Origin of the sequence: Sphingosinicella sp., from assembly GCF_013911755.1 — a bacterium.
Classification (GTDB): Bacteria; Pseudomonadota; Alphaproteobacteria; order Sphingomonadales; family Sphingomonadaceae; genus Sphingosinicella.
Genome location: NZ_JACESP010000015.1, coordinates 19,356 through 44,961, shown reverse-complemented (window position 1 = coordinate 44,961; position 25,606 = coordinate 19,356). Strand labels below are relative to the sequence as shown.

Genomic DNA, 25,606 nt, shown 5'->3' with positions numbered 1-25,606 from the left:
AGATCGTGAACCATCAGCTTGCCGTCGTCGATCACGACATCGCCCTTGGCGGTGGACCGCTCCCCTTCACGCAGTGGGATACGAACCCGCATGTGAAGCTGGGTCAGCTTGGTGCGGAGCCGCCGCTTCCGGAGATTGCGGCCGAACTCCAAAAGTCGCTGCACAGCTTCGCGGAGAAGGTCATGCGTCCGATCGGTACCGAACTCGATCGTCTTAGCGCGGACGCGGTCGTCGACAGGGCTTCGCGCTACTGGGAATTCCGCCGTGCCTACGCCGAGCTTGGCATCAACATGGAGACGCTGGCCTCCTTCTCTGCCGAAGAGATGCCGCACGTGTTCGCGATCCTCTTCGAAGAGCTTGGCTGGGGCGATTCCGGTCTCGCCATTTCCGCAGGCGCCGGCCTGCTGCCGCATTACATGGCGGCGAAATTCGGCAATGGTTTCGTGGCCCGCACCTACCCTGAGTCGCTGATCGGGAGCTGGGGCATCACGGAGCCCGACCGGGGGAGCGATTCGATCGACCCCGGCGGGCACGCGGCTCACGCTGCGGGAAAGCCGAACCGGCCGAACTGCGTTGCGCGGATATCTGACGGCAAGATCGTCATCAACGGCCAGAAATCGGCGTGGGTTTCGAACGGCCCGGTCGCTGACCTCTGCATCCTTTACTGCGCGGCCGAGACGGGATCGGGCTACGATCCGGCACGCGGCGCGGTGGTCATCGTGCCGCTCGATGCGCCGGGCGTATCGAAGGGCAAGCCGCTGGAGAAGATGGGCCAGCGCGCGTTGCCGCAGGGCGAAATCTTCTTCAACGACGTGACGCTCGATATCGACCATCTGCTGGTGGCGCCCGAAGATTATCTGAAGGGTGTCTATGCGATCCACAGCGAGGCGAACGCCCTGATGGGCGCGACGTTCACGGGCTGTGCGCGCGCCGCCTATGAACTCGCTCACAGCTATGCGCATGAGCGGCGACAGGGCGGCGTGCCGCTCATTCGGCATCAGGACGTGGCGCGGCGGCTGTTTCATATGGCGCGCAAGGTGGAAATCTCGCGCGCGCTGGCGCGGCGGGTGACGGCGTTCAACATGAATAACCCCATGCCCGCGCTTCAGGCGGCAATGTTCTCCAAGGTGACGTCGACGCAGCACGCGCTCGAGGTGACGAGCGACGCGTTGCAGATGTTCGGCGGCAACGGGCTGACGCGCGAATATCCGATGGAAAAACTGTTCCGCGATGCCCGCGCCTCGCTCATCGAAGACGGGTGCAACGAGGTCATCGCGATCAAGGGGGGAATGCTGCTGACCGATCCGGATCTGCTGCCCGGCTGACGGCGGAAACACAGAGTAAAAAAGGTGCGGCCGAACGGGTTTTCGGCCGACGGGGAAGGTTTGTCCGAGGGGATGGAATGAAGCAGAACGCGATCATTGCCGGTGTCGGAATGACCCGCTTCGGCAAGCATCTGGACCGAAGCCTGTCCAGCCTCGCGCACGAGGCGATCGGTGAGGCGCTCAAGGATGCGAACGTCGGGGCGCGCGAGATCGAGGCGGCATGGGCGGGGAATGCCGCCGCGCCGCTCGTGACCGGGCAGGCGTGCATCGCGGGGCAGGCGATCCTGCGCGGCATGGGCGTCGGGCGTATTCCAGTGGTGAACGTGGAAAACGCCTGCGCCACCGCATCCACGGCGTTCCAGCAGGCGTGCACGATGGTGACGCTTGGCGTTTATGACGTGGTGCTGGCGTTCGGTGTCGAGAAACTCTTCCACGAAGACAAAGCGAAGAGCTTTGCCGTGTTCCTTGGCGCCGTCGACGTCGAGAAGCCGGAAGAGCTTTACGCTTATGTCGACGGTGATCGTTCTGCGAACGATGAGTCGGGCCGGCAGCGTTCGCTGTTCATGGATATCTATGCTCGCATGGCGCGCGACTACAGCGCGCGGAGCGGCGCGACGGCGCGGCATTTCGCTGAAGTTTCGGCGAAGAATTCGCTGCACGGCAGCCTCAACCCGCGCGCGCAGTTTCGTGACGTGCTCGATGCCGACGCGGTGCTGGCGGCGCCGCTTATCTCAGCGCCGCTGACGCTGCCGATGTGTTCGCCGCTGGGCGACGGCGCGGCGGCGGCGGTGATTGTGTCGCCGAAGTTCGCGCGCGGACGTGGGATCGCCGATCCGGTGCATGTGCGCAGCTCGCTGATCGCCAGTGCCTTCGAGCCTGCGCCGGGCGCGCCGGGGATCACCGAATGGGCGGCGAGTGAGGCTTATGCGATGGCGGGGATCGCGGCCGAGGATATCGACTGTGTCGAGCTTCACGACGCGACGTCGCCTGCCGAGCTGATGTACTACGAATACCTTGGGCTGTGTCCGCGCAACGAGGGGGTGGCGCTGCTCGAAAGCGGCGCGACGGCGCTTGGCGGGCGGGTGCCGGTGAACACGTCGGGGGGGCTTGTCCGCAAGGGGCATCCGATCGGCGCGACGGGTCTTGCGCAAGTATATGAACTAACCGAGCAGCTTCGCGGTCGTGCCGGTGCGCGGCAGGTGGAGGGGGCGCGGCTTGCGGTTGCGGAGAACGGCGGCGGCTTCCTTGGGCGGGATGCGGCGGCGCTGGTGATGACGGTGCTGTCGCGGTGAGTGAAGTACACGCCTTGCGCACGCCCGTGCAGATGCTCCGTGCCGGCGCGGGGGTACGCGACGGGGCAATGCTGACGTTCGTCGATATCGGGCCGGACGGGCGCTTTGCCGAGGAGACGCGGAGCTACGGTGAGCTCCTGGCGAACGGCGCGCGCATCGCGGGTGCGCTCGCGGGGGAGGGCATGAAGTCGGGCGACAGCTTCGCGCTTGTGATGCCGAACCACCCCGAGTTCGTGGATGCGATGATCGGCTCCGAACTTGCCGCGACGATCTTCGTGCCGATCGACCCGAGAACGCGCGGCGCGCGGTTGGCGTTCATGCTGCGCTTCGCCGGATGCCGGGGCGCGATCGTGGCGCCCGAAGCCCTGCCCGCGCTCGCGGAGGTGATTGCCGACGTGCCCGATCTCGGCTGGGTGTGGGTGCTGGGAGATACATCGCAGCCTTTGCCCGGCGTCCGGGTCGCGACGCTGGCGCAGGTGCTTGCCGGGGCAGGGGCGGCGCCCGCCGATCCGGGCACCGACCTCGCGCGGCCGATGCAGATGCTCTACACGTCCGGCACGACGGGAGACCCCAAGGCGATCCTGGCGCCTTATGCGCGCTATGCCGCGGTTTCCACGTTCGGGCCGCTGCTCCAGGTGCGCGGCGACGACAAGCTTTATACGGGGCTCTCCTTCACGCACGCGAACGCGCAGCTCATCACGCTCGGCAACGCGCTTGCGATGCAGCTTCCGCTGGTGGTCAGCCGGCGCTTTTCGAAGTCGCGGCTTTGGGAAATCCTGGGGCATTACGGCTGCACGGTGTTCAACCTGCTCGGCGGCATGGCGGTGGCGATCTACGCGGAGCCGCCTTCGCCGCGCGACCGGGCGCACAAAGTGCGCATGGTGCTGAGCGCGGGGATGCCGCCTGCGATGTGGCGGGATTTCGAGGCGCGGTTCGGGGTCCAGGTTCTGGAGTTCTTCGGGGCGGCGGAAGGGGGGCTTACCATCAACCTTCCGGGCGTCGGGCCTATTGGTTCGATCGGGAAGCCGCCTGCCGGGACTATCTGCGCGATCCTTGACGAAGACGACAAAGACTGCGCGCCCGGGGTTCTGGGGGAGATGTGCTTTCGGCCAGAGGGGGGCGAGACGCCTGCGGTCGAGTATTTCCGCAACCCCGAAGCGTCGGCGGCGAAGACGCGGGGCGGGTGGTTTCGCACCGGCGACATCGGCTACAAGGACGCGGACGGCTGGGTGTTCTTCTCGCACCGGGCGGGCGACGCGATCCGGCGAAACGGGGATTTTGTAAACGCCGTGCAGATCGAGGCGGAGATCGCCGCGATGGACGGTGTGGGGGACGTCCACGTCTACGGCGCAGCCACGGCGCAGAATGCGCCGGGCGAGAAAGAGGTCGTCGCGGCGATCGTGCCTGCCGGGGATTTCGACCCGCTCTCCGTCTTCACGCACTGCCGGGAGCGGATCGGTTCGGCGTCGATGCCCTCGCTGGTGCAGATCGTCGGCGAAATTCCGAAAACCGCCTCTGAAAAACCGCAGGCCCGGCATCTCATCACGATGCTGGGCGCGCCCGATGCGGTAGTCTTCGGCCCATCGGGGCCAACCACAATCACCCTGGGGAGAGCGACGCAATGAGCGCACCTGTTATCGTCTACGGCGCCAGTGGCTACACCGGCAAACTGATCTCTTGGCATCTGGCGGAAGCGGGCATCCCGTTCATCGCCGCCGGGCGCGACCAGAAGCGGCTTGAAGAGCAGATGGCGCGCGTGCCCGAGCTGAAGGGCGCGAACTTCGAATGCCGCGCGGTTTCGCACGACGCGGCGTCGCTCGCCAAGCTCTTCGCGGGCGCGAAGGTCGTCTACAACGTCACAGGGCCGTTCATGCAGCTTGGCGACCCCGTGGTGCAGGCGTGTCTTGAAGCCGGGTGTCATTATCTCGATACCACGGGCGAGGCGGACTGGATGCGCCACGTCCGCGAGACCTATGGCGCGAAGTTCGCCGCGAAAGGTCTGCTGCTTGCGCCCGCCACGTCCTACATGTGGGCGGCGGGGAATATCGCTGCGGAGATCGCGCTCGAAACCCCCGGCATCGACTCGCTCGATATACTCTACCTCGCGGATTCAGCGACCAGCGTCGCTTCGACGAAGTCGTTCCTGCGCATGTGCACGCGGCCGCAATATTACATCGAGCACCGCAAGCTCGCGGTGTGGCCGATGGCGACGTCCTACCTCGTGAAGGCGCCGGATTCGCACCGGCTGTTCCGGGGTCTGCCGTGGTCGGGCGGCGGCGAGCCGGTGTGGTACGAGGGCGACGCGCGCGTCAGCAACTGTTCGACGCTCGTCGGCTTCCGCAGCCAGGTGATGTTCGACGCGGTGATCGCCACGCTGGAAAAGTTCGAGAAGGAATACAGCCACCTGCCCGACGCCGAGCAGGAGCGCATCTGCAACGAACTCGGCGGGCAATTGACGCAGGTCGAGCCCGACCGCGAGAACCCCGACGTCAACCGATCGGTGATCTCGTGCATCGGGCGCGGCAACACGTCCGGCGTATCGGTGATCCTGCGCGGCAATTCACCTTACATCCAGACGGGTCTGCTCGCGGCGGAAGCCTGTCGCCGCATCCTGCGCGGACAACTTCTCGCCGCCGGTTTCCAGTCTCCGGCCAAGGCTTTCGGCGCCCGCACCATCCTGAACGTATGGGCGGAGCATGGGTATCACACGTGGGAGGCGCAGGCGACGTGATCGCAAGGCGCGATAGCGCGCGGGGCTGAAGCCCCAAAGATCATCACAGAGGTTAGGGCCTGCCGAATGCTTCGGCGGGAACAGATGGGTTTTGTCCGCACAAACGATCAAGGGGAGGATCATATGGACAGGAAAATGGAAACGACGCGGATCGTAGCGCTGCTGCTTTCGACCGCGATGGCCGCGCCCGCATTCGCACAGGACGCCGCCACAGAGGTTTCGGGCGGTCTCGAGGAGATTGTCGTTACCGCGCAGAAGCGCAGCCAGAACCTGCAGGACGTGCCGGTCGCGGTTTCGGCGTTCACCGGTGACGATCTCGCGGCGCGCGGTGTTTCGGAAACGTCCGACCTGATGGGCACGATGCCCAACCTTCAGGTTACGACGCCCTACGGCAAGACGCAGCCGAACTTCTCGCTGCGCGGCATTTCGGTGGCGAACGAATTCACCGCCTCCACCGCATCGCCCGTGGGCGTCTATGTGGACGAAGTCTACCAGAGCTTCCGCGCCAGCCACGGCCAGCAGCTTTACGATCTCGACCGCGTCGAGGTGCTGCGCGGCCCGCAGGGCACGCTCTACGGGCGCAACACGACGGGCGGCGCGATCAGCTTCTTCACCAAGCGCCCCGATCTCGACGGGACGGACGGCTATCTGACGCTCGGCTACGGCAATTACGACACCAAGTCCGCCGAAGCCGCGTTCGAGGCGACGCTCATTCCCGACGTGCTCGGCATCCGCTTCGCCGGAACGCGGTCCAAGGGCGACGGCTTCATGTTCAACCCGATCCAGGATCGCGATGTCGCCACGACGGATTCGATCGCGGGCCGCATCACCGTGCGCTTCAAGCCGACCGATGCGCTCGACATCACGGTGAAGGGCTATGCCTCCAAGGATGATCCGTGGGCGGCGCTCGCCTATTCGCAGGGCCAGCTTTCGGGCGGGCGGGATGCGCTCGGCTATTCGCGCTATGATCCGCAAGCGGCGCTCGGCGGGCGTTTGCTGAAGCGCAACGAAGTGGCCTCCGACACGGGGGGGAAATACTACAGCTCATCGAAGGGTATCGCGCTCACCATCGCCTACGATGTCAGCGACGAACTGACGCTGACCTCGATCACGGGCTACGACAAGGGCAAGTACCGCAATTCGCCGTTCGACTGCGACGGCTCCCCGAACGATCTCTGCTCGCTGCGCTATTATTCAAAGAGCGAGAACTTCAACCAGGATCTGCGCCTGACCTACGACGGAGACCGGATCAGCGTGGTCGGCGGGCTCTATTACGGCCGCGACAAAGTGGATACGCACAACGAGGTCGACTTCTTCGGTGTCCTGCGTCCGATCCTGCTCGGCGCGGGGCTGCCCGGCACCTACAGCAACCCTGCGATCGCGACGCCGGATTCGATCGGCATCCTGCCCGCGTTCGCGCTCGACCCGACGCTTGCGCCATCGGACCCCGGCTTTTGCGCGCCGGTGAACGTCAACCCGACCGGGTTCCTCGATGCGCGTTCGCTCGTTGCGCTGCTTACCGACATTGCGGTGGACAACAGCGGCGGCGGCGGCTTCGGCGGGGCATTCTCCGCAGCGTGCCGCGCGGCGGGGGCGCCGCCGTTCAGCCCGATCCTCGGCGATCAATATTATTCGATCACGCGGCCTTCGAAGGCGATCTACGGCGACGTCAGCTTCGACGTGACCGACCAGCTGAACATCAGCGTCGGGCTTCGCTACACGATGGACAAGGTGAAGTATTCGAACGGGCGGACGATCCTTTACGATCTTGCGGGCAACAATATCGTGGCGAGCACGATCCCGTACAGTTTCCCCTATGATCCGAGCCTGCCCGCGGTGAGCCAGCGCGAGAAGGCGAACCGGCTGACCGGCCGCATCAACGTGAGCTACGATTTCACCGACGATATCATGGGCTATGTGAACTACAGCCGCGGCTACCGGAGCGGCAGCTTCAACGGCCTCGCCTATCAGGGCACAAATCAGGTCTATTACATCCAGCCCGAGAAGGTGAATGCCTACGAAGGCGGCCTGAAGACGCGCCTGTTCGATCGCAGCGTGCAGCTCAATCTCGCGGGCTTCTATTACGATTATTCGAACCACCAGGTGACGCAGGTGATCGGCGCCACCACGTTCACGCGCAGCGCCAACGGGCGGCTTTACGGCGGCGAGGCGGAACTGGCGTGGCAGGCGCTCGACACGCTGCGCTTTGATGCGTCGCTCGGCCTCCTCAACAGCAAATACAAGGGCAATACGCTCGATCCCACCGATCCGAGCAGCCCGACGCGAAACGTGAACGGCAACCCGTTTCCGAACGCGCCGGAGATCACGTTCTCGGCCGGATTCGACTGGGATGTCGCGGAGATCGGGAACGGCACGCTGACGCTGCGCGGCGACACGTCCTACATGGGCAAATATTATTTCGACCCGTTCAAGGACTACGGCCAGTCGCCGTGCGACACGCCTGCGGCAGGTTCCAACATCCTGCAGGCTGGCCCCGCCATCGCCTGCGGCAATCCCGGCTACTGGCTGTTCAACAGCCGCCTGACATACGACATGGAAAATGTGTCCATCAGCGTGTGGGGCAAGAACCTGACCAACAAGTTCTACTACACCTACGGGCTCAACATCGACGTGTTCGGCCTCGATTACCTGAATCGTGGATCGCCGCGCACCTACGGCGTCGAAGTCACGGCGCGGTTCTGAGAGCGGAGGCGATCATGCGGCGTTTCGAAGGCAAGGTCGTCGTCATCACGGGCGGAGCGCGGGGCATCGGCCTCGCCTCCGCCGAGCGGTTCGCGCGCGAGGGCGCGGTGGTTGTCATCACCGACGTGCTCGCGGGCGAGGTCGAGGCGCAGGCAGAGCGGCTTTCAGGCGAGGGCCTGGCCGTTGAGGCGGCGGTGCAGGATGTGACGCGCGAGGCGGACTGGGACCGGCTCGTCGCGGACGTGATCCATCGGCACGGCCGCCTCGACGTGCTGGTGAACAATGCGGGGATCGCGCGTATCGCGTCGGTGGAGGATACCACGCTCGCGGACTGGCGATTGACGATGGCGGTGAACGTGGAGGGCGTGTTCCTCGGCACCAAGGCGGCGATCGGCGCGATGAAGGAGAAGGGCGGGGCGATCATCAACGTTGCCTCGATCGCGGGCAATGTCGGGGAGCCGCTGCTGGCGGCGTATAACGCTTCGAAGGGCGCGGTGAAGCTGCTGACGCGCAACGCGGCGCTGCACTGCGCGCGGAAGGCCTATCCGATCCGCGTCAACTCGATGCATCCGGGCTATACCGAGACGCTACTGGTTTCGGACGCCATCGGATCGATGCCCGCCGACGAAGGCGCGGCGTTCGCCGCCGAAACGCTGGCGCGCATCCCGATCGGGCGCTTTGCCGTACCTGACGAAATCGCGGGGCCGATCCTGTTTCTCGCCAGCGACGATGCGCGGTACATGACGGGAAGCGAACTCATCGTGGACGGAGGGTACACGGCGGCATGACCGAGCTTCGATACCGGCACATTTACGACGCGGACATCGCGCTCACCGCGCCCATCACGATCGGCGCGACGCCGAATGGGCAGCGCGCGATCTTTCCGGTGGGCGGCGGCACGCTCAAAGGTGAGCGCATCAATGGCCGCTTCGTGCCGCCGGGGGGCGACTGGGCGCTGGTGCGCTCGGACGGATCGATCGCGCTCGATGTGCGCGCGACGGTGGAAACCGATGACGGCGCTTTCGTCTATCTCACCTATACGGGGCGCATCGTTGCCGATCCTGCATTGCTGCCCGCCGTGCTGGATGTGGCGAGCGCGGCGCCTGTCGATCCTTCGCGCTATTATTTCCGCACGCTCATTCTCTTCGAAACCGGCAGTCCGGCCTATGCGTGGCTGAACGGCATCTGCGCGGTCGGGATCGGCAGCACGGGGAACGGCGGCGTTCAATACCGCACCTACGAGATACTCTGAGGGGAGGGCGAGATGGCGACGACGGCAATCGGCGGAGCGGAAACGGAGCGCGAACCGGTTCCGGCGTGGGCGCGCTTCATGCTGTGGATTCATGCACACCTGATCTTCGAGGCGAAGGGCAGCCCGCGCATCAAGGTCGCCACCGCGGTGAACCTGCACAAGATCTTCACGGTGTTCATCATCTTCGCGATGATGCGCGTGACGGGCAATTTCAGCGATGCGGCGTGGGTCTATCTCGCGCTGCACGGCTGCTACGGCTATTGCTGGCTGATCAAGGATCTCGGCTTTCGCGACCATCAGCTCGACCGCACGACGGCGTGGTGGGGCGCGGTGAACATGTATGTGATGCTGGTGGCGTGGTACTGGCTGATCCCGTGGTTGTTCCTGTCGCGGCACATCGATCCTTCCGGGCCGCTGCTTGCCGCCGCGATCGCGCTCCATACGCTTGGCGTCGTCACGATGATCGCGGCGGACGGCCAGCGGCACTTCACGCTGAAGTACCGCTCCGGGCTCTTCACCGGCGGGCTTTATGCGTACACGCGCAATCCCAATTATCTCGGCGAGATCATGATCTATTCGGCCTATGCGCTGCTCGCGCAGCACTGGATCGCGTGGGCCATCGTGATCTACGCGACCGTCTCCACCTTCCTGCCCCGCATGTACCAGAAGGACCACGCGATCTCGCGCCATCCGGGCTGGGCGGACTACAAGGCGAAGACGGGGCTGCTGATCCCGTGGGGCCTGCTGAACGGCCGCGCGATCGCCGACCGCTTTCGGAAATCATAGGAGTATCGCCGCATGTTCAAGGCCATCATCATCGACAAGACCGACGCCGGACAGGCGGCGCGGATCGACACGCTGGACGACAGCGATCTGCCCGCGGGGAACGTGACCGTTCGCGTCGAATATTCCACGGTGAACTTCAAGGACGGGCTCGCGATCACTGGCGCCATTCCGCTGATCCAGAGCTTTCCGATGGTGCCGGGCATCGACTTCGCCGGGGTCGTCGAGGCGAGCGACCATGCCAAATGGAAAGCGGGCGACCGGGTGGTGCTGAACGGCTGGGGCGTTGGCGAGCGGCACTGGGGCGGGCTGGCGGGCAAGGCGCGCGTGGATGGGGACTGGCTGGTGCGGCTGCCGGATGCGTTCACGACGCGGCAGGCGATGGCGATCGGCACGGCGGGATATGCCGCGATGCTGTGCGTGCTGCGGCTGGAGAAGCTGGGTGTGAAGCCCGGCGACGGCGAGGTTATCGTGACGGGCGCGAGCGGCGGGGTCGGGAGTGTCGCCATCGCTGTGCTTTCGAAACTCGGCTACCGCGTCGCCGCCTCCACGGGCAGGCCCGAGGGCGCGGATTATCTGAAAGCGCTTGGCGCGGCGGAGATCATCGACCGCAATACGCTCGCCGAGCCGGGTGCACCGATGCAGGCCGAACGCTGGGCGGGCGCGATCGACACGGTTGGGAGCCATACGCTGGTCAACGTCTGCGCGCAGATGCGCTACGGGGGCATCGTCGCGGCGACGGGCCTCGCGCAGGGCATCGACCTGCCGGCGACGCTCTATCCGTTCATCCTGCGCAACGTGACGCTGTCGGGTGTCGATAGCGTAATGGCGCCGCGCGGGGATCGAGAGGAGGCGTGGAGCCGCCTGGCCCGTGACCTTGATCCCGCGAAGCTTGAAAGCATGATCCGCGAGATCGCGCTCGAAGATGTGATTCCCTCGGCGGGGGACATTCTTCAGGGCAAGGTGCGGGGGCGCATCGTCGTGGCGCTTTAGGCGGCGCTTTCCTTGAGCATGTCGAGCGCGACGTCGACGATCATGTCTTCCTGACCGCCGACCATCTTGCGGCGGCCGAGTTCGACGAGGATCGCGCGCGTATCGAGGCCGTATTCGGCAGCGGCCTTTTCGGCGTGGCGCAGGAAGCTTGAATACACGCCCGCGTAGCCGAGCGTGAGCGTCTCGCGATCGACGCGGACGGGGCGGTCCTGCAGCGGGCGGACGAGATCTTCGGCGGCGTCCATCAGCGCGTAGAGATCGCAGCCGTGGTTCCAGCCGTGAACATCGGCGGCGGCGATGAACACTTCGAGCGGGGCGTTGCCCGCGCCTGCGCCCATGCCCGCAAGGCTTGCATCGACACGCACCGCACCGTTCTGCACGGCGACGATGGAGTTCGCGACGCCGAGCGAGAGGTTGTGGTGCGCGTGGACGCCGCGCTGCGTTTCGGGCTTCAGCACGCGGTCGTAAGCCTGCAGGCGCGCGGCATACTGATCCATCGTCATGGCGCCGCCGCTGTCGGTGACGTAGACGCAGTGCGCGCCGTAATCCTCCATCAGCTTGGCCTGTTTCGCGAGAGATTCGGGCTCGGACATGTGGCTCATCATCAGGAAACCCGAGACGTCCATTCCGAGACCGCGCGCGTATTCGATGTGCTGCTTGGAAACGTCCGCCTCGGTGCAATGCGTCGCGACGCGCACCGAGCGCACGCCGAGATCGTAGGCGTGCTTGAGATCGTGGATCGTTCCGATGCCCGGCAGCAGCAGCGTCGTCAGCACGCTGTGTTCCAGCACCTCGGCGACGGCGCCGATCCAGTCCCAATCGGTGTGCGCGCCGAAGCCGTAGTTGAAGGAACTGCCAGAAAGCCCGTCGCCGTGCGCGACTTCGATGGCATCGACCTTGGCGCGGTCGAGTACCTTCGCGATCGTCTTCACATGATCGAGACCATATTGGTGACGGATGGCGTGCATCCCGTCGCGCAGCGTGACGTCCTGAATGTAGAGCTTGGTCTTGGTGGGGTCGAAGCTCATGCCGCCATCCTTTCCGCGATCTTCTCGGCAGTCTTCAATGCCGCGGAGGTCATGATGTCGAGATTGCCCGCGTAGGCGGGGAGATAGTGCGCCGCACCTTCGACTTCGAGGAACACGCTGACCTTGAGGCCGGTGAACTCGCCGTCCATCTCGGGGATACGCAGCGGACGGTTGGAGCCGATATGCTCGAACTGCACCTTCTGCTTCATGCGGTAGCCGGGCACGTATTTCTGCACCTCGGCGACCATCGCTTCGACGGACGCCTCGATCGCGGCGGTGTCGCCATCCTCGGCAAGACAATAGACGGTGTCGCGCATGATGAGCGGAGGTTCGGCGGGATTGAGGATGATGATCGCCTTGCCGCGTGTCGCACCGCCGACCTCGACGATGGCGCGGCTCGTGGTTTCGGTGAACTCGTCGATGTTGGCGCGCGTGCCGGGACCTGCGGACTTGGAGGCGATCGACGCGACGATCTCACCGTAATGCACCTTCGCGACGCGGTTCACGGCGTTTACGATCGGGATCGTCGCCTGGCCGCCGCACGTCACCATGTTGACGTTGCGCTCATCGAGGTTGGCGTCGCCGTTCACCGGCGGGATCGTGAACGGACCGATCGCGGCAGGGGTGAGATCGATCACGCGCTTGCCGTGGGCTTGCAGGACTTCGTTGTGCTTCGCGTGCGCGCCCGCTGATGTGGCATCGAAGACGATCGCAATGTCGGCGAATTCGGACATGGCGACGAGGCCGTCGATGCCGCCCGCAGTGATCGGCACGCCCATGCGCGCGGCGCGCTTCAGCCCATCCGAGTCCGGGTCGATGCCGACGAACGCGCCCATTTCCAGAGTATCCGACAGGCGCATGACCTTGATCATCAGATCGGTGCCGATGTTGCCCGAACCGATGATCGCGACCTTCACCTTCGCGCTCATGCGCTTTCCTTTCCATAAGCGAACGAGACGGTGCCGAGCCCGCCGATGGTGGCGCGCACGCTGTCGCCGGGCTGGATCGGGACCATCGGGCCGAGCGCGCCGGTGAGGATGATGTCGCCCGCGCGCAGCGGCTCGCCGCGTGCCGCGAGGGTCTGCGCGAGCCACGCGGCGGCGTTCAGCGGATGGCCGAGACAGGCGCAGCCCGCGCCGAGCGAGACGACCGCGCCGTTCACTTCGAGGGCCATGCCGCACGTCCAGAGGTCCAGCCCGGCGAGCGGACGACGTGTTTCCGAGAGCGCGAACATGGCCGAGGAGCCGTTGTCGGCGACCGTGTCGGCGAAGGTGATCTTCCAGTCGGCGATGCGGCTGTCGACGATCTCGATGGCGGCTGCGACTTCGGCGACCGCCGCTTCGACATCGGCGCGCGTTATCTCAGGCCCGGCAAGGTCGCTGCCGAGGATGAGCGCGACTTCCGCCTCCGCCTTGGGCTGAATGAGGCGTCCGGCCGGGATGACGCCGCCGTCGGCGACCTCCATGTCGTCGAACAGGACGCCGAAGTCGGGCTGATCGACGCCGAGCTGCTGTTGCACTGCCTTTGCGGTCAATCCCACCTTGCGGCCCACGATGCGGCGTCCCGCGGCTTCCCAGAAGCGTGTATTGATCGCCTGAACGGCATAGGCGCCGTCCACATCGTTAGGCTCCAGCGCATCGCGGAGCGGCGGGATCACCGATCCCGCGTAGGCATCGCGCAGACGCGCGGCGGTGGTTTCCAAATCCCGGCCCAAGATCGCTTCTCCTGCTTTTCGTCGCCGACCATAAGCGCAAGCGGCTGTTGCGCACAGCGAGGCAAAGCCTCTAGTTCTCATCAGGTGAAAAAGGGAATGCCATCTGTGGCCGCGCTGGAGCGGGGCCTTGCGCTCCTCGCGGCTGTCGCACGCGATGGGGCGCAGCGATCCGCGATCGACATCGGGCAGGAACTCGGCCTGCCGATCGCCACCACGCACCGCCTTGCCGCGACCCTAGCGAAGGGCGGCTATCTGCACCGTGTGCGGCGCGGGCGTTTCGTGGCGGGTCCAGCGCTGCTCGCGGTGAGCGGCGCGATTTCGGCGCATGCCGCGGCCGCGGAGGCGGCGCGGCCGGTGCTTGCGAAGCTGGCGCAGCGCACGGGTCTGACGGCGCATCTCGGCCGGCTTGAAAGCAACATGGTGACCTACCTGATCAAGGAAGGCGACGAGGCGGGCCTGTTTACGCGCGAAGGCATCCAGCTCGAGGCGTATTGTTCGGGCATCGGCAAGGTTCTGCTCGCGCACCTTCCGGGGGAGGAGCAAGCCGAGTATCTCGCCAGCGCGCCGTTCATCGCGCTGACGCCGCGCACGATCACGGACCCGGACGCCCTGCGGCAGGCGTTCGATCGTATCCGCGCGGAGGGATATGCCGTCGATGACGAGGAGGTGGTTTCCGGCCTCACCTGCCTTGCCGTGCCGGTGCCTGCCGCGCGCGGCGCGGTGACCTTCGCGGTGTCGCTGTCAGGCCGCGGAAACTGGCCGGCGCGACGTAGCCGCGTGCCGGTGCTCGCCCGATTGCAGGACGCTGCGCGGGAGGCGGCGGAGGCAATGGCGCCGTTCGCCGCACTGCCCTGAACGCGCCCTAGGATAGTGTCGCGAGCAGGTCGGGGATGCGCATGAAACCGAACGCCACGGTGCTGTCGGCGATGCCGTAGGGCATGAAAATACAATCCCCGTGGCGCAGCGCGCCGCAGGTGTAGACGACGTTCGGCACATAACCCTCGCGGTCCTCTTCGGAGGCGGCGAGCAGCGGCGCAGACGTGCGCCCGAGCACGCGGGAAGGGTCGGTCTTGTCGAGCAGCACGGCACCGATCGAATATTTGCGCATCGCGCCGACGCCGTGGGTGAGCACGAGCCAGCCTTCGTCGAGTTCGATGGGCGCGCCGCAGTTCCCGATTTGCAGAAGCTCCCAGGAGTATTTGGGCGTGAGCAGCAGCTCGCCCTCATCCCAATGGGTGAGCGTGTCGGACGCGATCAGGTAGAGGTTTTCACCATCCTGCCGGCCGATCATCAGGTAGCGGCCGTCGATCTTGCGCGGAAACAGGCCCATGCCCTTGTTGCGCGCTGCCCGGCCGGTAAGCGGAGTGAGGTGGAAGCTGCGGAAATCCCGCGTCGAGAGCATCTCGGAGCGGATCTCGCGGCCGTTATAGGCGGTGTAGGTGCCAAGCCATTCATGGCTTCCGTCGTCGTGTTCGAAACGCAGGAGACGCAGGTCTTCAAGGCCGTTGGTCTGCGCGGGGGTGATCGGAAACAAAACCGTGCCCGAAAGCGTGCTGTCGGCATGGCGATACACGCAGACTGGCCCTTCCTGTAGCGTTTCCTCGGGGCTATGCGCGTCTGCTGCGGTTGCGAAAGGCGGCTGCGGGGCAAGCTGAAGCGTGCCTTCGGGCCCAAGAATGCCCTCCCGAAAGGCGACGGAGGAAATATGCCCCTCGCCGACGGCGCGCAGCGACAGCACGATGCGCACGCTTTCCTTGCCAAGACCGCTTTGATCGACATGCGGCACGACGCTCGGGTTCATGAGCGCGGCGGCGGCGTAGCTGTATTCATGGCAGAAATAGGCGCCGATCAGCTGCCGCCGCGCCGTGCTGAGCGGGCCCGTATCCAGGGCCAGCATCGTGGCCACCTCGTCGCAGCGGGTGAGGAAGACCTTCTGCGTCTGCCAATGCCGCGCCTCGAAATCGCGCATCACGAGCGCAAGCTCGTCCGCGACCATCTGCTCGTCGAGCGCGAGTACCGCATCGACGATACGCCGGCTTCGGCTCGGTGCGGCGCCCGTCGCCTGCCAGCCGAGGTGGAAGGGGCGCACCACAACCCGCGAGGGGTCCGCAGTCAGGCGGAGCGGCAACGTATGGATTGCGTGCAAAATGGGCCCCGTCTCTCCGGCTCAGGCGGAGAGTTTTTCCGCCGGGGGCTCTTGTGCCATCGATTGGGCGAGTTTCGAAAGCCTGATCATCGCACAGGAGGACAATTGCAGCGCAAGCAGCGATTCCGCGCCCTGATTGCGGTTGACGCCGACCGGGGTCAGGCCGTCGAAACACCCGCCGTCGCTGCGCGTGGCCAGCGGGGTTCCGTGATCGTTATGACCGAGGAACCATTGGTAGCAGCTTCGCCCCACCTCAACCCAGTGCCTGTCCGGCGCCACCTCGAAGGCGGCGAGGCAAGCCTCGAGCGTGGCGTGCGCTTCGAGCGGCTGTTGATCGAACGGCAGCGGGCGCTTGTAGCGACGCCCGAAACTCTCGCTTCCGATCGCGCGGAAATGACCGGAGGGGGACGTCTGCTGATCCACGATCCAGCGGAGGGTGGCAAGACCGGTATCGATGAATGCGGGATTCTGCAGACGCCGTCCGGCGGTCAGAAGCGCTTCGGGAAGCCGTGCGTTGTCGTAGGCCAGCATAACCTCGAACCACGCCCAGTCGGGACGGCGCACCGCGTCGAGGATGGCCAGCAACCTGGCCCCCGATCGCTCAATCAGATCGCGTGCCATGGCATGATGCGGCACCGCATCGAGCACGGCTACGGCGCCCAGCATTGCGAAGGCCATGGCGCGCGGCGATTCGAGCGCCATGTCGCACGCCGCTGTCTCGAAAAGGCGTAGGCCCCAATCCCGGTGTTTGCCGAGCGGCGCTTCGCGCGCCGTGACGCCGAGCGCCCAAAGCGCGCGGCCGCAGCTGTCTTCGGAGCCTTCTTCCTCGCACCACCTGCGGTCGTAGGTCATGAAGTTGCGGAAACGGCCGCGCGCGGGATTCCATGCGTGCTGAAGGAAGGCTGCGTAGACCGAGGTCCAGTGATCGCGCACGGCATCGTCCAGCGCCGGCAGGCGGTGCATGAGGATAAGCGCGCGGGCGTTGTCGTCCGTGCAATAGCCGTGGGAGCGATCCGGGACGGCGAAGACGCCGTGCTGAAGCATACCGGTGGCATCGCTCATCCGCAGCACGGCGCTCGCGTCGGGCGGCAGGATGATTTCGGCGGGCCGCGGCAACAGGCGCGCGGGCTTTTCCTCTTCCGCCGCGACCAGGAGCGCATGTGCGCTGCGCGCCAGCTCCGACCACAGCATGGAACGGCCGCGCGCATAGGCACGCGCGCTGTAGGCGAGGCGGGTGCGCGTGTGCGACAGCAAGCTCGACACGGACTCCGCCATTGCCTCGCTGTCGCGGAACGGGACGAGGATGCCGTGGTCGGCATCGAGGATTTCCGTGGCGTGCAGATAGGGTGTGGACACTACGGGCTTGCCGAGGCCGACGGCATAGCTGAGCGTGCCCGATGTGATCTGCGCGGGATTCACATAGGGCGTCACGTAGATGTCGGCTGCCTGAAGGTGATCGAGCAGCTCGTCGCGGGCGACGAACCGGTCGATGAAGGCGATCTGCCGATCGACTCCCAGCTCCCGCGCCAGCGCGGTGAGCCGCTCGCGGTAGCTCTCGCCCTCGGCCCGGAGCAGGTTCGGATGCGTCGCGCCGAGCACGACATAGAGCGCATCGGGATGCCGCGCCGCGATCGCCGGCATCGCGCGGATCATCGTGTCGATGCCCTTGTCCGGCGCGAGAAGCCCGAAGGTGAGGATGATCTTGCGCTTTTCCCAGCCGAAGCGCGGCTTCATCGTATCGGGATCGACGCAGGCGCGGTCGGGAACGCCGTGCGGGATGACGCTGATCCGCCCGGGCGCCACGCCATAGCATTCGGAAAGGATGCTGCGTCCGCGCTCCGCCATCACCATGATGCGGCTGCTGCGGGCCAGCAGCGCGTTCATCACGCGGCGCTGGTCCGCATCGGGATGTTCGAGCACGGTATGGAGCGTCGTGATGAGAGGCAGCGTCGTGCGGGCAAGCAGGTGCAGGACATAGTCCCCGTTGCTCCCCCCGAAAATACCGAATTCGTGCTGGAGCCAAATCGCCTGGGCACCGCTTTCCTCAATGGCGCGCGCGGCCTCCGAATAGGCGGGAAGATCCTGATCATCCAGAAGGTGGACGTCGCCGGCATAGGCTTCGTCCGCTTCGGTGCCCTTCATGGCGTAGAGATCGACGCGCAGATCGGGGAAGGCCGCCTTCAGCGCATTCCGGCAATCGGTGGTGAACGTGGCGATACCGCAGCGGCGCGGCTCGCTGTTGCCGATGAGCGCGATATGCCCGAGCGAAGACGGAAAGGGCGGAGCAGCGCGCCCAGTCATCACGCTGCAATCAGTTTGAGCGTGCTCGGCTTTGCCGCGGGGAGGGGTTTTTCGCCCGCCTTGGCCATGAGGTCCTGCTTGCGCGCCAGCATTTCATCGCGCAGCGCGACGAGATCGACATCCGTCTTGCGGGCCTGCGCGAACATTCCCTCGGACGGGCGCTCTTCCTCGGCGACGTGGTGTTTGATCTCCTCCGCGAGCACGGTCACCTTCGCATCGTAATACTGCTCATCGGGGAACGCGTTCTGGAGTTCGTTCACCAGCACCTTGGCGCCGTCATGCTCCACATAAGCCTCATCGAGCATGTCGTCCTCGATCTTGCCGCGCAGTGCGGGATAGAAGATCTCCTCCTCGATCATCGTGTGCACCTTGAGCTCGGTGCAGATCTCCTGGACGATATCGCGCTTGCGCTTGCTGTCGCCTGCTTTTTCGAAGGCTTCGAACAACGCTTCGACCTTGCGGTGGTCCGCCTTCAGGAGGGCGATCGCATCGGTATGTTCTGGCATTTCCGTATCTCCTTGCCCGCAAAAACGATATCGCGTCCGTCGGGGGAGCGCGGCTTGCTGATGATTGCGTGGTTGTCCGGTTCAACGCACGGATGGCGCCACGCGTTCCTCGATTCGCCGCAGCGTCCCTTGCGGTGAACGAGGGGGTCATTCCGCCGCGCTGGCGGCCGGCTCGGGGTGATCGGCGTAGACGCGCGCGATGACGGCGCAGACGATAAGCTGGATCTGGTGATAGATCATCAGCGGCAGGATCAGCATCCCGACGAGCGGCGCCGCGAACAGCGCCGCCGCGATCGGCACGCCGCTCGCCAGGCTCTTCGTGGAGCCGCAGAACACCAGCGCCACCTCATCCGCGCGCGACATGCCGAAGACGCGCGACAGCGTTAGGGAAACCAGCAGTACGGCGGCGAGCAGCAGCACGGAAAGCCCGGCGATGGTCGCGAGGTCGACACCCGAAACGCGTGACCACAGGCCATCGACAACCGCCGCGCTGAACGCCGTATAGACGACGAGCAGGATCGAGCCGCGGTCGAGCTTGCCGAGGAAGGCCTTGTGGCGATCGACGAAGCGGCCGGTGAGGGGCCGCGACAGGTGCCCGACGATGAAGGGTATCAGCAGTGTCAGAACCACCGAGCGGATCGCCGCGATCGTGTCGATCTCGCCGCCGGCGCCCTGCGCATGGATCAGGAGGCCGGCGAGCAGGGGCGTGAGGAACACGCCGATGATGTTGGAAAGCGATGCGCTGCAAACGGCCGCGGCGACATTGCCGTGCCCGATCGACGTGAAGGCGATCGACGACTGGACGGTGGAGGGCAGCACGGCGAGGAACATGAGTCCGGCCTTGATGTCGGCGGACACAAAGCGGTCCGGCGCCAGCGCGATCCCGAGCGCGATCAGCGGGAACACGATGTAGGTGACGCCGAGCGCCGACAGGTGCAGCTTCACCGCACCCGCACCGCGCACGATCGCTTCGCGCGAGAGCTTGGCGCCGTGCATGAAGAACAGCAGCATGATGGCGAGCCGCGTGGCGATCGCGAAGGCGTCTGCGGCATCGCCCCGGCACGGCAGCACGCTTGCAACGGCGACGACGGCGAAAAGCGCGAGCGTGAACCCGTCCGGGCGCAACTTGACCAGCATGGCGACTCCCGATCCGGCGGCGTTAGCGCAGGCGTTTTATGTCAGGGGCCGTGCATTTCACAATATGCGCGCCGGTGAGCCTCCGTAATCGGCAACGCCCGGATGTTTACCCGGCAAGGCCGGCGTGTCTCGGCGCGGGCAAGGGCAGGGGCGCGGGATGCAGTGCGCCGGTTTCCTCCTGCGGTTCGTTTTCGGCTGAACCGGAGGCGATCGCGATGCCGGTATCGAAGTTTGCCGCCGCGAGCTTGCGGACGGCGGCGGGCTGAACGAGACGCGTCGCCGCGGAGAGCTTGATCTGCGGCGCTTCGGGTTCGGGCGCGGTTGCGGGCAGGGCCTGCACCGTGAGATCGGCAGCCCACAGCCGACGGATCACCGCACCCGCGACCGCAAGCGCGGACGGCCGCTGCGTGTTGACCTGGATCCGGTTCGTGAACAGCCAGACGATCAGGCGGTCTCGCGCCTCTTCGGAATGGAAATCGAACGCGACGCCGATGCGACGGCCGGTGCGGCGGACGAAACCGCGAACGATGCCGACTTCGGGGAGAACCACCTGCACGCGCTCACCGATCGCAAGATCAGCCGGTTCGTCGACCTCCATGCCGAGGCCGGACAGGGAGATATCGCCCTTGCCGGAGGTGATCATGTGTCCGGCATCGCTGAGCAGCGATAGCGGCTGCTGAATCTCGAAGCGTTCCTCTCCGCGAATGCGCGGCTTTTCGAGGCACATCATCGCGACGAGAATCATCACGAGCATGTTGAGCAGTAGCCAGAAGCTCACCATCGGCAGCAGTTCGTCCTGTACGACGATGCGATAATCCGCGCCCATGTTCGCGACCATGCCCGCCACGCTCGCGGCGATCAGGAAGAGACAGGAAAAAAGGACCCGTGTTTCCCAGTTGCCGCCGCCCGCCGCAGACCCCTTGGGCGTGACCTTGAAGACGTGGCCGCGCGGCTTGATCAGGGTCTTCAGGACGACGGGAAGAATGCGGAACATCTGGAACACCGCGAGAACCTGCGCCGCGAGCGGGTAATACCGGCCCGGCGCGAGCAGCGTAATGCCGACAAGCAGCGCCAGCACCAGCGGCAGCAGATAACGCGTGAGACTGGGCAGGTCGACGTCGATCATCGGCGACAGGTTGAAGAGCATGAACATGATCGGCATCAGGATCGCGAAGGCTGACTGCAGGCCCTGCGTGACCCACGCCGAAGGCAGGAACATGAAACGGTGCCGCAGTTTGAGGCCGGGGCCGAGCGGGCCTTCCTTCAGATAGAGAATCTGGATCGCGCCCTGCGCCCAGCGCTGCCGCTGCACGAAGAACGCCGCCGTGCTTTCCGCCGCGAGGCCGTACGCCAGCGGCTCGTTGAGATAGCGCGTCACATAGCCCTGGCGCAGGCTCGCCAGCGTCAGCAGCATGTCTTCGGTGATCGAACCTTCAGGGAGGCCGCCGCCGATATCCTCGAACAATTTGCGCCGCGTGACCGAATTCGAGCCGCAGCAGAACGAGGCATCCCAGCCGTCGCGGCCGGGCATGATCGCTTCGAAGAAGAAGCGCTGATCGTCCGGCATGGCCTGCTGCAGGCCGAGGTTCGTCTGCATCGGATCGTGGTTGTAGAAGCTGTGCGGAATCTGGACGATCCCGATCTTCTCGTCTTCGAAAAAGCCCATCGTGCGCAGCAGGAAATCGCGCCTCGGCACGAAATCGGCATCGAACACAGCCACATAAGGCGCGGTCGTGAGCGTGAGGGCGTGGTTGATGTTTCCGGCCTTGGCGCCCTTGTTGTCGGGACGGTTGATGTACCCGGCGCCCTTGGCGACGCAGAGGTCATGGACCCACTGCCTGCGCCCATCATCGAGCACCCAGATCCGCGCGTCGGGCCAGTTGAGCGCGAGGCACCCGAGGATGGTTTTTTCCAGAACGTCACGAGGCTCGTCGTAGGTCGCGATGAACACGTCGACGGCGGGCAGTTTCGTGGGACTCTCGGTCCATCGTGCGCGGAGCAGGGCTTCGCCTGCGTCGGCTTCGGCGGATCGGTCGGTAGGGCGGGAGAGAATCGCCAGCAGGATCGCGGCGTCAAACAGGGCCGCGAGCTCCACGGTGAGGCAAAGGAGCGGCCACCACAGGTCGCCCGGACCGCCCGACCACGGAATCGTCCGCGTGATCCGCCAATGGAGATAGTAGAGGATCGTGGTGCCGACAGTCGCGATGATGCCGGCCCGGCTGTAGCGGACACCGCCGAACAGGATCAGCGCCCCAAGCACAACGGCGAGGGGCGCCAGCGTTTCGATCAGCGGCAGCGTGTTCAAGACGGTCAGATGGTTCGGCTGAACCGCACTTCGGCCAGCCGCCCGACATCGCACCTGCGGCTGGGATCGACCGTATCCGGGGCGGTGGCGGCGAGCGCGACATCCACAAGGATCTCGCGGGCGCCGGGTTTCGTATAGGTGGACGCGGCCAGCAGCCGCTCCTCGCGGCGGCTCGCAGCGCCGGAGATGCTGGAGATGCGGCCCTTCATCCAACGGTCGGAGCCGATCAGGCGCACGTCGGCGGGGCCGCCGGGCACGATGGCCTCGGCCTTGCGTTCCGGCAGCGCGACCTGCACGAAACGGCGCCGGCAATCGACGAGATCGAGGATGGGCTCACCGGCGCGCACGGCAGCGCCGGAGCTTGCGGTTGCCGCCCAGATGAGCGTTCCGGCCGGCGCGCGGTAGCTTGCGCGCCCAAGCGCGTCTTTCAGGCGCAACTTCGCCTGCGTGAGCTGCGCCGTGGCATCGCCCAGCGTCTTTTCGATGATCTGGCGCTGCAGCATCAGCCGATCCGCCTGCTGCGTGGCATACGGCGCGTCGTTGTAGCTGTCGCCGATGAAGACGCCGGCACGCGCTGCCTGTTCTGTCACCTCGATCGAACGCAGCTTCGCGGCCGCGCTGTTGCATTCGCTGCTTGTGCGCGTTGCCGCAGCTTCGGCCTTCTCGACGGCGGCGGGGGACATGAAGCCTTCGCCCGCGAGCTTGCGCACGCGCGCGAGCGTGGCCGCCTGCTGCACGCGTTCGGCCTGGCATCCCTTGAGATCGGCAAGCGCTGCGCCGCGGTCCTCGCCGAGGCGCGCGCTCGTGGCGGAATTGAATGCCTCCGCGCGCTTTTCCAGCCGCTGCTCTTCCCTGCGAAGCTCCGCGAGCTGCCGCTCGGCAAGGTCGATCTGCGCCTGCGCCAGATCGGCCGCCGCAGCGAGGTCCGCCACCTCTCCGGTATCCTGCGACAGATCGAGCAGCCGGATCGAGGCGGGCTTCGCAAAATAGCGGCCGTCGGCAGGCAGGTCCGCAACCGTGCCATCAACCGGCGCCGACAGGCGAATGAGCGGCGCGTTGATCGCCGCCTGCGTCGAGACGTCGTTGAAAACATAGGGCGCGAAGCCGATCGCGCCGAGAGCGATAAGCGACGCGGCAAGCACGAGGCGTGTGCTGCGCGCGCGGACAAAATTCTGGACGTTGATATTCATGTTTTGCGGCCCTCGCCCCAAACAGGGGTTGTGCCGCCTCGATAAACAAATCTGGCTAATGCGGGGTTAACCCACCGTGTTCAGAATTTAGACGCGCGCTGTTCGAACCACCGCACTTCACGCGAGTGCGGAGCGGTTTACGCGGCTGCCGCGATCGTTTCCCGAAGCATCTCGACCATCGTGTCGATTTCACCCTTCTCGACGATGAGGGGCGGGGACAAGGCAATGATGTCGCCTGTCACACGGATCAGGAGCCCGCGCTGGAAGCAATCCGTGAAAACGTCGTAGGCGCGGCTGCCCGGCGCACCATCGCGCGATGCGAGCTCGATCCCCGCGACGAGGCCGATGGCACGAATATCGGTGATCGCCGGCAGATCGCGCAGGCTGAAAACGGCGTCTTTCCAGTATGTTTCGAGCTCTGCCGCGCGGGTGAGGAGCCCCTCCCGCGCATAGATGTCGAGCGTCGCCATGCCCGCCGCGCAGGCGACCGGATGGCCCGAGTAAGTGTAGCCGTGGAAAAGCTCGATAGCGGATTCCGGCCCCTGCATCAGCGCATCGTGCACGTCCCGCGCGCAGAAGACCGCGCCCATCGGCACGGCGCCATTGGTGATGGCTTTGGCGGTCGTCACGATGTCGGGCCGCACGCCGAACCTCTCCGTTGCGAAGGGTGTGCCGAGGCGACCGAAGCCCGTTATCACCTCGTCGAAGATCAGCAGGATGCCGTGCCGCGTCGCGATCTCGCGAAGCCGCTCCAGATAGCCCTTCGGCGGCAGCAAGACGCCGGTGGAGCCGGCCATCGGTTCGACGATCACCGCCGCGATCGTTTCCGCGCCGTGCAGACCGACGAGCCGCTCGAGATCGTCGGCAAGCTCGGCGCCATGCTCCGGCAAATCCTGCGAAAAGGCGTTGCGCGCCGGATCGTGCGTGTGGCGCAGGTGATCGGCGCCGGGGAGGGTGGGGAACACGCGCCGGTTGTTGACGAGACCGCCCACCGAAATGCCGCCGAAGCCGACCCCGTGGTAACCGCGCTCACGACCGATGAAGCGCGTGCGCGTGCCCTGCCCGATCGCGCGCTGGTAGGCGACGGCGATTTTCAGCGCCGTATCGACCGCTTCGGAACCGGAATTGGTGAAGAAGATGCGATCGAGCCCCGCAGGCGCGATCTCGCCGAGACGCTCGGCAAAGCGGAACGCGATGGGGTGCCCCATCTGGAACGTCGGCGCATAATCGAGCGTGCGCAGCTGTTCGCCGACGGCCTCGGCGATTTCGCGCCGGCCGTGACCGGCATTGACGCACCAGAGGCCGGCCGTGCCGTCCAGAACACGCCTGCCATCATCGCTGCGATAATACATGCCCTCCGCTTCCGCGAGCAGGCGCGGCGCGGCCTTGAACTGCCGGTTCGCGGTGAACGGCATCCAGAAATTATCGAGGGCAGGGGTGTTGGTCGGCATGTGTTGTCCTTTCTCAAGCACTCGAACACTCGGAGCACGTTAAAACAAGCCGTTTTCTTTATGCTTTGCCCGGCACGCGTTTCGGGGCATTGAAGGCAAGGTGTTGAGTGTGGTTCAACAACATGAACGCATGGAGGCGCGCGGTGGCTGAAGATATCGGGGTGGGATGGCGACTGCGTCATGTGCGCCATGCGGCGGGCCTCTCGCAGCGTGTCCTCGCGAAGCGCGCGGGGATCACGAACTCCACGATCTCGCTCATCGAGGCGGACCGCGCCAATCCGTCGCTCGGCGCCCTGAAGCGCATTCTCGATGCGATCCCGGTCGGCCTGTCGGAATTTTTCGCGCTGGAGCGGGAACGGGACGACGCGACGTTCCATGCGGCGGACGACCTTATTGAAATCGGCAAGGGGAATGTTTCGTACCGCCAGGTCGGGCGATCGATGACGGGGCGCAAGCTGCAGATGCTCGACGAATGCTACAAGCCGGGCTCGGACACGGGCCGCATCCCGCTGAGCCATGACGGCGAGGAAGCCGGCATCGTCATTTCGGGCCAGATCGAAGTGACGGTCGGAACCGCGCGGCGTGTCCTCGGCCCGGGCGACGCCTACAGCTTCGAGAGCCGGATACCGCATCGCTTTCGCTGCGTGAGCGCCGAACCCGCGCGTGTCGTCAGCGCGTGCACGCCGCCGACATTCTGAACCGAGCGTATCTCAGGGCCAGAAGCCTTCTCCGAATCTTGGTCGGCAAAT

Annotated in this window: 21 protein-coding genes; 11 read left to right on the top strand and 10 right to left on the bottom strand. The window is 65.6% G+C overall.

The window, feature by feature from the left end:
• The first annotated feature begins 5 nt into the window (after positions 1-5).
• The 9 genes from H2052_RS11515 to H2052_RS11475 all read left to right on the top strand — a co-directional run bounded on the left by H2052_RS11515 (position 6) and on the right by H2052_RS11475 (position 11,079).
• Complete coding sequence (locus tag H2052_RS11515) at positions 6-1,325, top strand: acyl-CoA dehydrogenase family protein (protein ID WP_293781745.1); 1,320 nt, start codon at positions 6-8, stop codon at positions 1,323-1,325.
• A 77-nt stretch (positions 1,326-1,402) separates the two neighbouring features.
• Entirely contained in the window at positions 1,403-2,617 is a 1,215-nt protein-coding gene (locus tag H2052_RS11510; RefSeq protein ID WP_293781743.1) for a thiolase family protein, read from the top strand.
• Complete coding sequence (locus H2052_RS11505) at positions 2,614-4,242, top strand: AMP-binding protein (RefSeq protein WP_293781741.1); 1,629 nt, start codon at positions 2,614-2,616, stop codon at positions 4,240-4,242. Before H2052_RS11510 ends, H2052_RS11505 begins: the two co-directional genes overlap by 4 nt.
• Positions 4,239-5,348 (top strand): DUF5938 domain-containing protein, encoded by a 1,110-nt coding sequence (locus H2052_RS11500; RefSeq protein ID WP_293781739.1) that lies wholly within the window; start codon positions 4,239-4,241, stop codon positions 5,346-5,348. Before H2052_RS11505 ends, H2052_RS11500 begins: the two co-directional genes overlap by 4 nt.
• A 123-nt stretch (positions 5,349-5,471) precedes the next feature.
• Positions 5,472-8,051: a TonB-dependent receptor gene (locus tag H2052_RS11495; RefSeq protein WP_293781737.1), complete on the top strand. Its 2,580-nt coding sequence runs from the start codon at positions 5,472-5,474 to the stop codon at positions 8,049-8,051.
• Between the two features lie 14 nt (positions 8,052-8,065).
• A complete protein-coding gene (locus H2052_RS11490) occupies positions 8,066-8,839 on the top strand; it encodes a glucose 1-dehydrogenase (RefSeq protein WP_293781735.1) in 774 nt (257 codons plus the stop codon).
• On the top strand, positions 8,836-9,303 hold the full coding sequence (locus H2052_RS11485) for a DUF3237 domain-containing protein (RefSeq protein ID WP_293781733.1): 468 nt from the start codon (positions 8,836-8,838) through the stop codon (positions 9,301-9,303). The genes H2052_RS11490 and H2052_RS11485 overlap by 4 nt, the downstream gene beginning before the upstream one ends.
• A gap of 12 nt (positions 9,304-9,315) precedes the next feature.
• Positions 9,316-10,089 carry a DUF1295 domain-containing protein gene (locus H2052_RS11480; RefSeq protein ID WP_293781731.1) on the top strand — a complete coding sequence of 258 codons (774 nt, stop codon included), beginning with the start codon at positions 9,316-9,318 and terminating at the stop codon, positions 10,087-10,089.
• Between the two features lie 12 nt (positions 10,090-10,101).
• The gene (locus tag H2052_RS11475; RefSeq protein ID WP_293781729.1) at positions 10,102-11,079 is read left to right on the top strand and encodes an MDR family oxidoreductase; all 978 of its coding nucleotides are present in this window, start codon (positions 10,102-10,104) and stop codon (positions 11,077-11,079) included.
• On the opposite strand, the gene dmpG is transcribed toward H2052_RS11475, so the two are convergent.
• The 3 genes from dmpG to H2052_RS11460 are packed head-to-tail and all read right to left on the bottom strand — an operon-like array spanning position 11,076 to position 13,821.
• Positions 11,076-12,107, bottom strand: a complete 1,032-nt coding sequence (gene dmpG, locus H2052_RS11470) for a 4-hydroxy-2-oxovalerate aldolase (RefSeq protein WP_293781727.1) — start codon at positions 12,105-12,107, stop codon at positions 11,076-11,078. The two genes, H2052_RS11475 and dmpG, sit on opposite strands and share 4 nt — an antisense overlap.
• Positions 12,104-13,036 carry an acetaldehyde dehydrogenase (acetylating) gene (locus H2052_RS11465; RefSeq protein WP_293781725.1) on the bottom strand — a complete coding sequence of 311 codons (933 nt, stop codon included), beginning with the start codon at positions 13,034-13,036 and terminating at the stop codon, positions 12,104-12,106. The genes dmpG and H2052_RS11465 overlap by 4 nt, the downstream gene beginning before the upstream one ends.
• Positions 13,033-13,821: a fumarylacetoacetate hydrolase family protein gene (locus H2052_RS11460; RefSeq protein ID WP_293781723.1), complete on the bottom strand. Its 789-nt coding sequence runs from the start codon at positions 13,819-13,821 to the stop codon at positions 13,033-13,035. The genes H2052_RS11465 and H2052_RS11460 overlap by 4 nt, the downstream gene beginning before the upstream one ends.
• 96 nt (positions 13,822-13,917) lie before the next feature.
• Between H2052_RS11460 and H2052_RS11455 the strand changes: the two genes are divergently transcribed.
• Positions 13,918-14,676, top strand: coding sequence for an IclR family transcriptional regulator (locus H2052_RS11455; protein WP_293781721.1), 759 nt, complete (start codon positions 13,918-13,920; stop codon positions 14,674-14,676).
• 7 nt (positions 14,677-14,683) lie between these two features.
• Here H2052_RS11455 and H2052_RS11450 read toward each other — a convergent pair whose 3' ends face one another.
• From H2052_RS11450 to H2052_RS11420, 7 genes are all read right to left on the bottom strand, one after another.
• Entirely contained in the window at positions 14,684-15,967 is a 1,284-nt protein-coding gene (locus H2052_RS11450; protein WP_293781719.1) for a glycoside hydrolase family 130 protein, read from the bottom strand.
• Positions 15,968-15,988: 21 nt separating this feature from the next.
• Entirely contained in the window at positions 15,989-18,268 is a 2,280-nt protein-coding gene (locus H2052_RS11445; protein WP_293781846.1) for a glycosyltransferase, read from the bottom strand.
• Positions 18,268-18,774, bottom strand: coding sequence for a hemerythrin domain-containing protein (locus tag H2052_RS11440; protein WP_293781717.1), 507 nt, complete (start codon positions 18,772-18,774; stop codon positions 18,268-18,270). Before H2052_RS11440 ends, H2052_RS11445 begins: the two co-directional genes overlap by 1 nt.
• A 147-nt stretch (positions 18,775-18,921) precedes the next feature.
• A complete protein-coding gene (locus H2052_RS11435; protein ID WP_293781715.1) occupies positions 18,922-19,911 on the bottom strand; it encodes a bile acid:sodium symporter family protein in 990 nt (329 codons plus the stop codon).
• Between the two features lie 106 nt (positions 19,912-20,017).
• Positions 20,018-22,216 carry a glycosyltransferase gene (locus tag H2052_RS11430; RefSeq protein WP_293781713.1) on the bottom strand — a complete coding sequence of 733 codons (2,199 nt, stop codon included), beginning with the start codon at positions 22,214-22,216 and terminating at the stop codon, positions 20,018-20,020.
• Positions 22,217-22,221: 5 nt separating this feature from the next.
• Complete coding sequence (locus H2052_RS11425) at positions 22,222-23,406, bottom strand: HlyD family secretion protein (RefSeq protein WP_293781711.1); 1,185 nt, start codon at positions 23,404-23,406, stop codon at positions 22,222-22,224.
• Positions 23,407-23,543: 137 nt separating this feature from the next.
• A complete protein-coding gene (locus tag H2052_RS11420) occupies positions 23,544-24,857 on the bottom strand; it encodes an aspartate aminotransferase family protein (RefSeq protein ID WP_293781709.1) in 1,314 nt (437 codons plus the stop codon).
• A 143-nt stretch (positions 24,858-25,000) separates the two neighbouring features.
• Here H2052_RS11420 and H2052_RS11415 point away from each other — a divergent pair, with 143 nt between their 5' ends.
• Complete coding sequence (locus H2052_RS11415; RefSeq protein WP_293781707.1) at positions 25,001-25,555, top strand: cupin domain-containing protein; 555 nt, start codon at positions 25,001-25,003, stop codon at positions 25,553-25,555.
• Positions 25,556-25,606: the final 51 nt, after the last annotated feature.

What these genes read in the sequence shown, in the direction of transcription:
- H2052_RS11495 (WP_293781737.1), top strand. Translation starts at nt 5,472, where the DNA reads ATGGACAGGAAAATGGAAACGACGCGGATCGTAGCGCTGCTGCTTTCG.
- dmpG (WP_293781727.1), bottom strand. Translation starts at nt 12,107, where the DNA reads ATGAGCTTCGACCCCACCAAGACCAAGCTCTACATTCAGGACGTCACG.
- H2052_RS11425 (WP_293781711.1), bottom strand. Translation starts at nt 23,406, where the DNA reads ATGAATATCAACGTCCAGAATTTTGTCCGCGCGCGCAGCACACGCCTC.
- H2052_RS11510 (WP_293781743.1), top strand. Translation starts at nt 1,403, where the DNA reads ATGAAGCAGAACGCGATCATTGCCGGTGTCGGAATGACCCGCTTCGGC.
- H2052_RS11485 (WP_293781733.1), top strand. Translation starts at nt 8,836, where the DNA reads ATGACCGAGCTTCGATACCGGCACATTTACGACGCGGACATCGCGCTC.
- H2052_RS11480 (WP_293781731.1), top strand. Translation starts at nt 9,316, where the DNA reads ATGGCGACGACGGCAATCGGCGGAGCGGAAACGGAGCGCGAACCGGTT.
- H2052_RS11440 (WP_293781717.1), bottom strand. Translation starts at nt 18,774, where the DNA reads ATGCCAGAACATACCGATGCGATCGCCCTCCTGAAGGCGGACCACCGC.
- H2052_RS11475 (WP_293781729.1), top strand. Translation starts at nt 10,102, where the DNA reads ATGTTCAAGGCCATCATCATCGACAAGACCGACGCCGGACAGGCGGCG.
- H2052_RS11420 (WP_293781709.1), bottom strand. Translation starts at nt 24,857, where the DNA reads ATGCCGACCAACACCCCTGCCCTCGATAATTTCTGGATGCCGTTCACC.
- H2052_RS11455 (WP_293781721.1), top strand. Translation starts at nt 13,918, where the DNA reads ATGCCATCTGTGGCCGCGCTGGAGCGGGGCCTTGCGCTCCTCGCGGCT.
- H2052_RS11490 (WP_293781735.1), top strand. Translation starts at nt 8,066, where the DNA reads ATGCGGCGTTTCGAAGGCAAGGTCGTCGTCATCACGGGCGGAGCGCGG.
- H2052_RS11445 (WP_293781846.1), bottom strand. Translation starts at nt 18,268, where the DNA reads ATGACTGGGCGCGCTGCTCCGCCCTTTCCGTCTTCGCTCGGGCATATC.
- H2052_RS11465 (WP_293781725.1), bottom strand. Translation starts at nt 13,036, where the DNA reads ATGAGCGCGAAGGTGAAGGTCGCGATCATCGGTTCGGGCAACATCGGC.
- H2052_RS11500 (WP_293781739.1), top strand. Translation starts at nt 4,239, where the DNA reads ATGAGCGCACCTGTTATCGTCTACGGCGCCAGTGGCTACACCGGCAAA.
- H2052_RS11435 (WP_293781715.1), bottom strand. Translation starts at nt 19,911, where the DNA reads ATGCTGGTCAAGTTGCGCCCGGACGGGTTCACGCTCGCGCTTTTCGCC.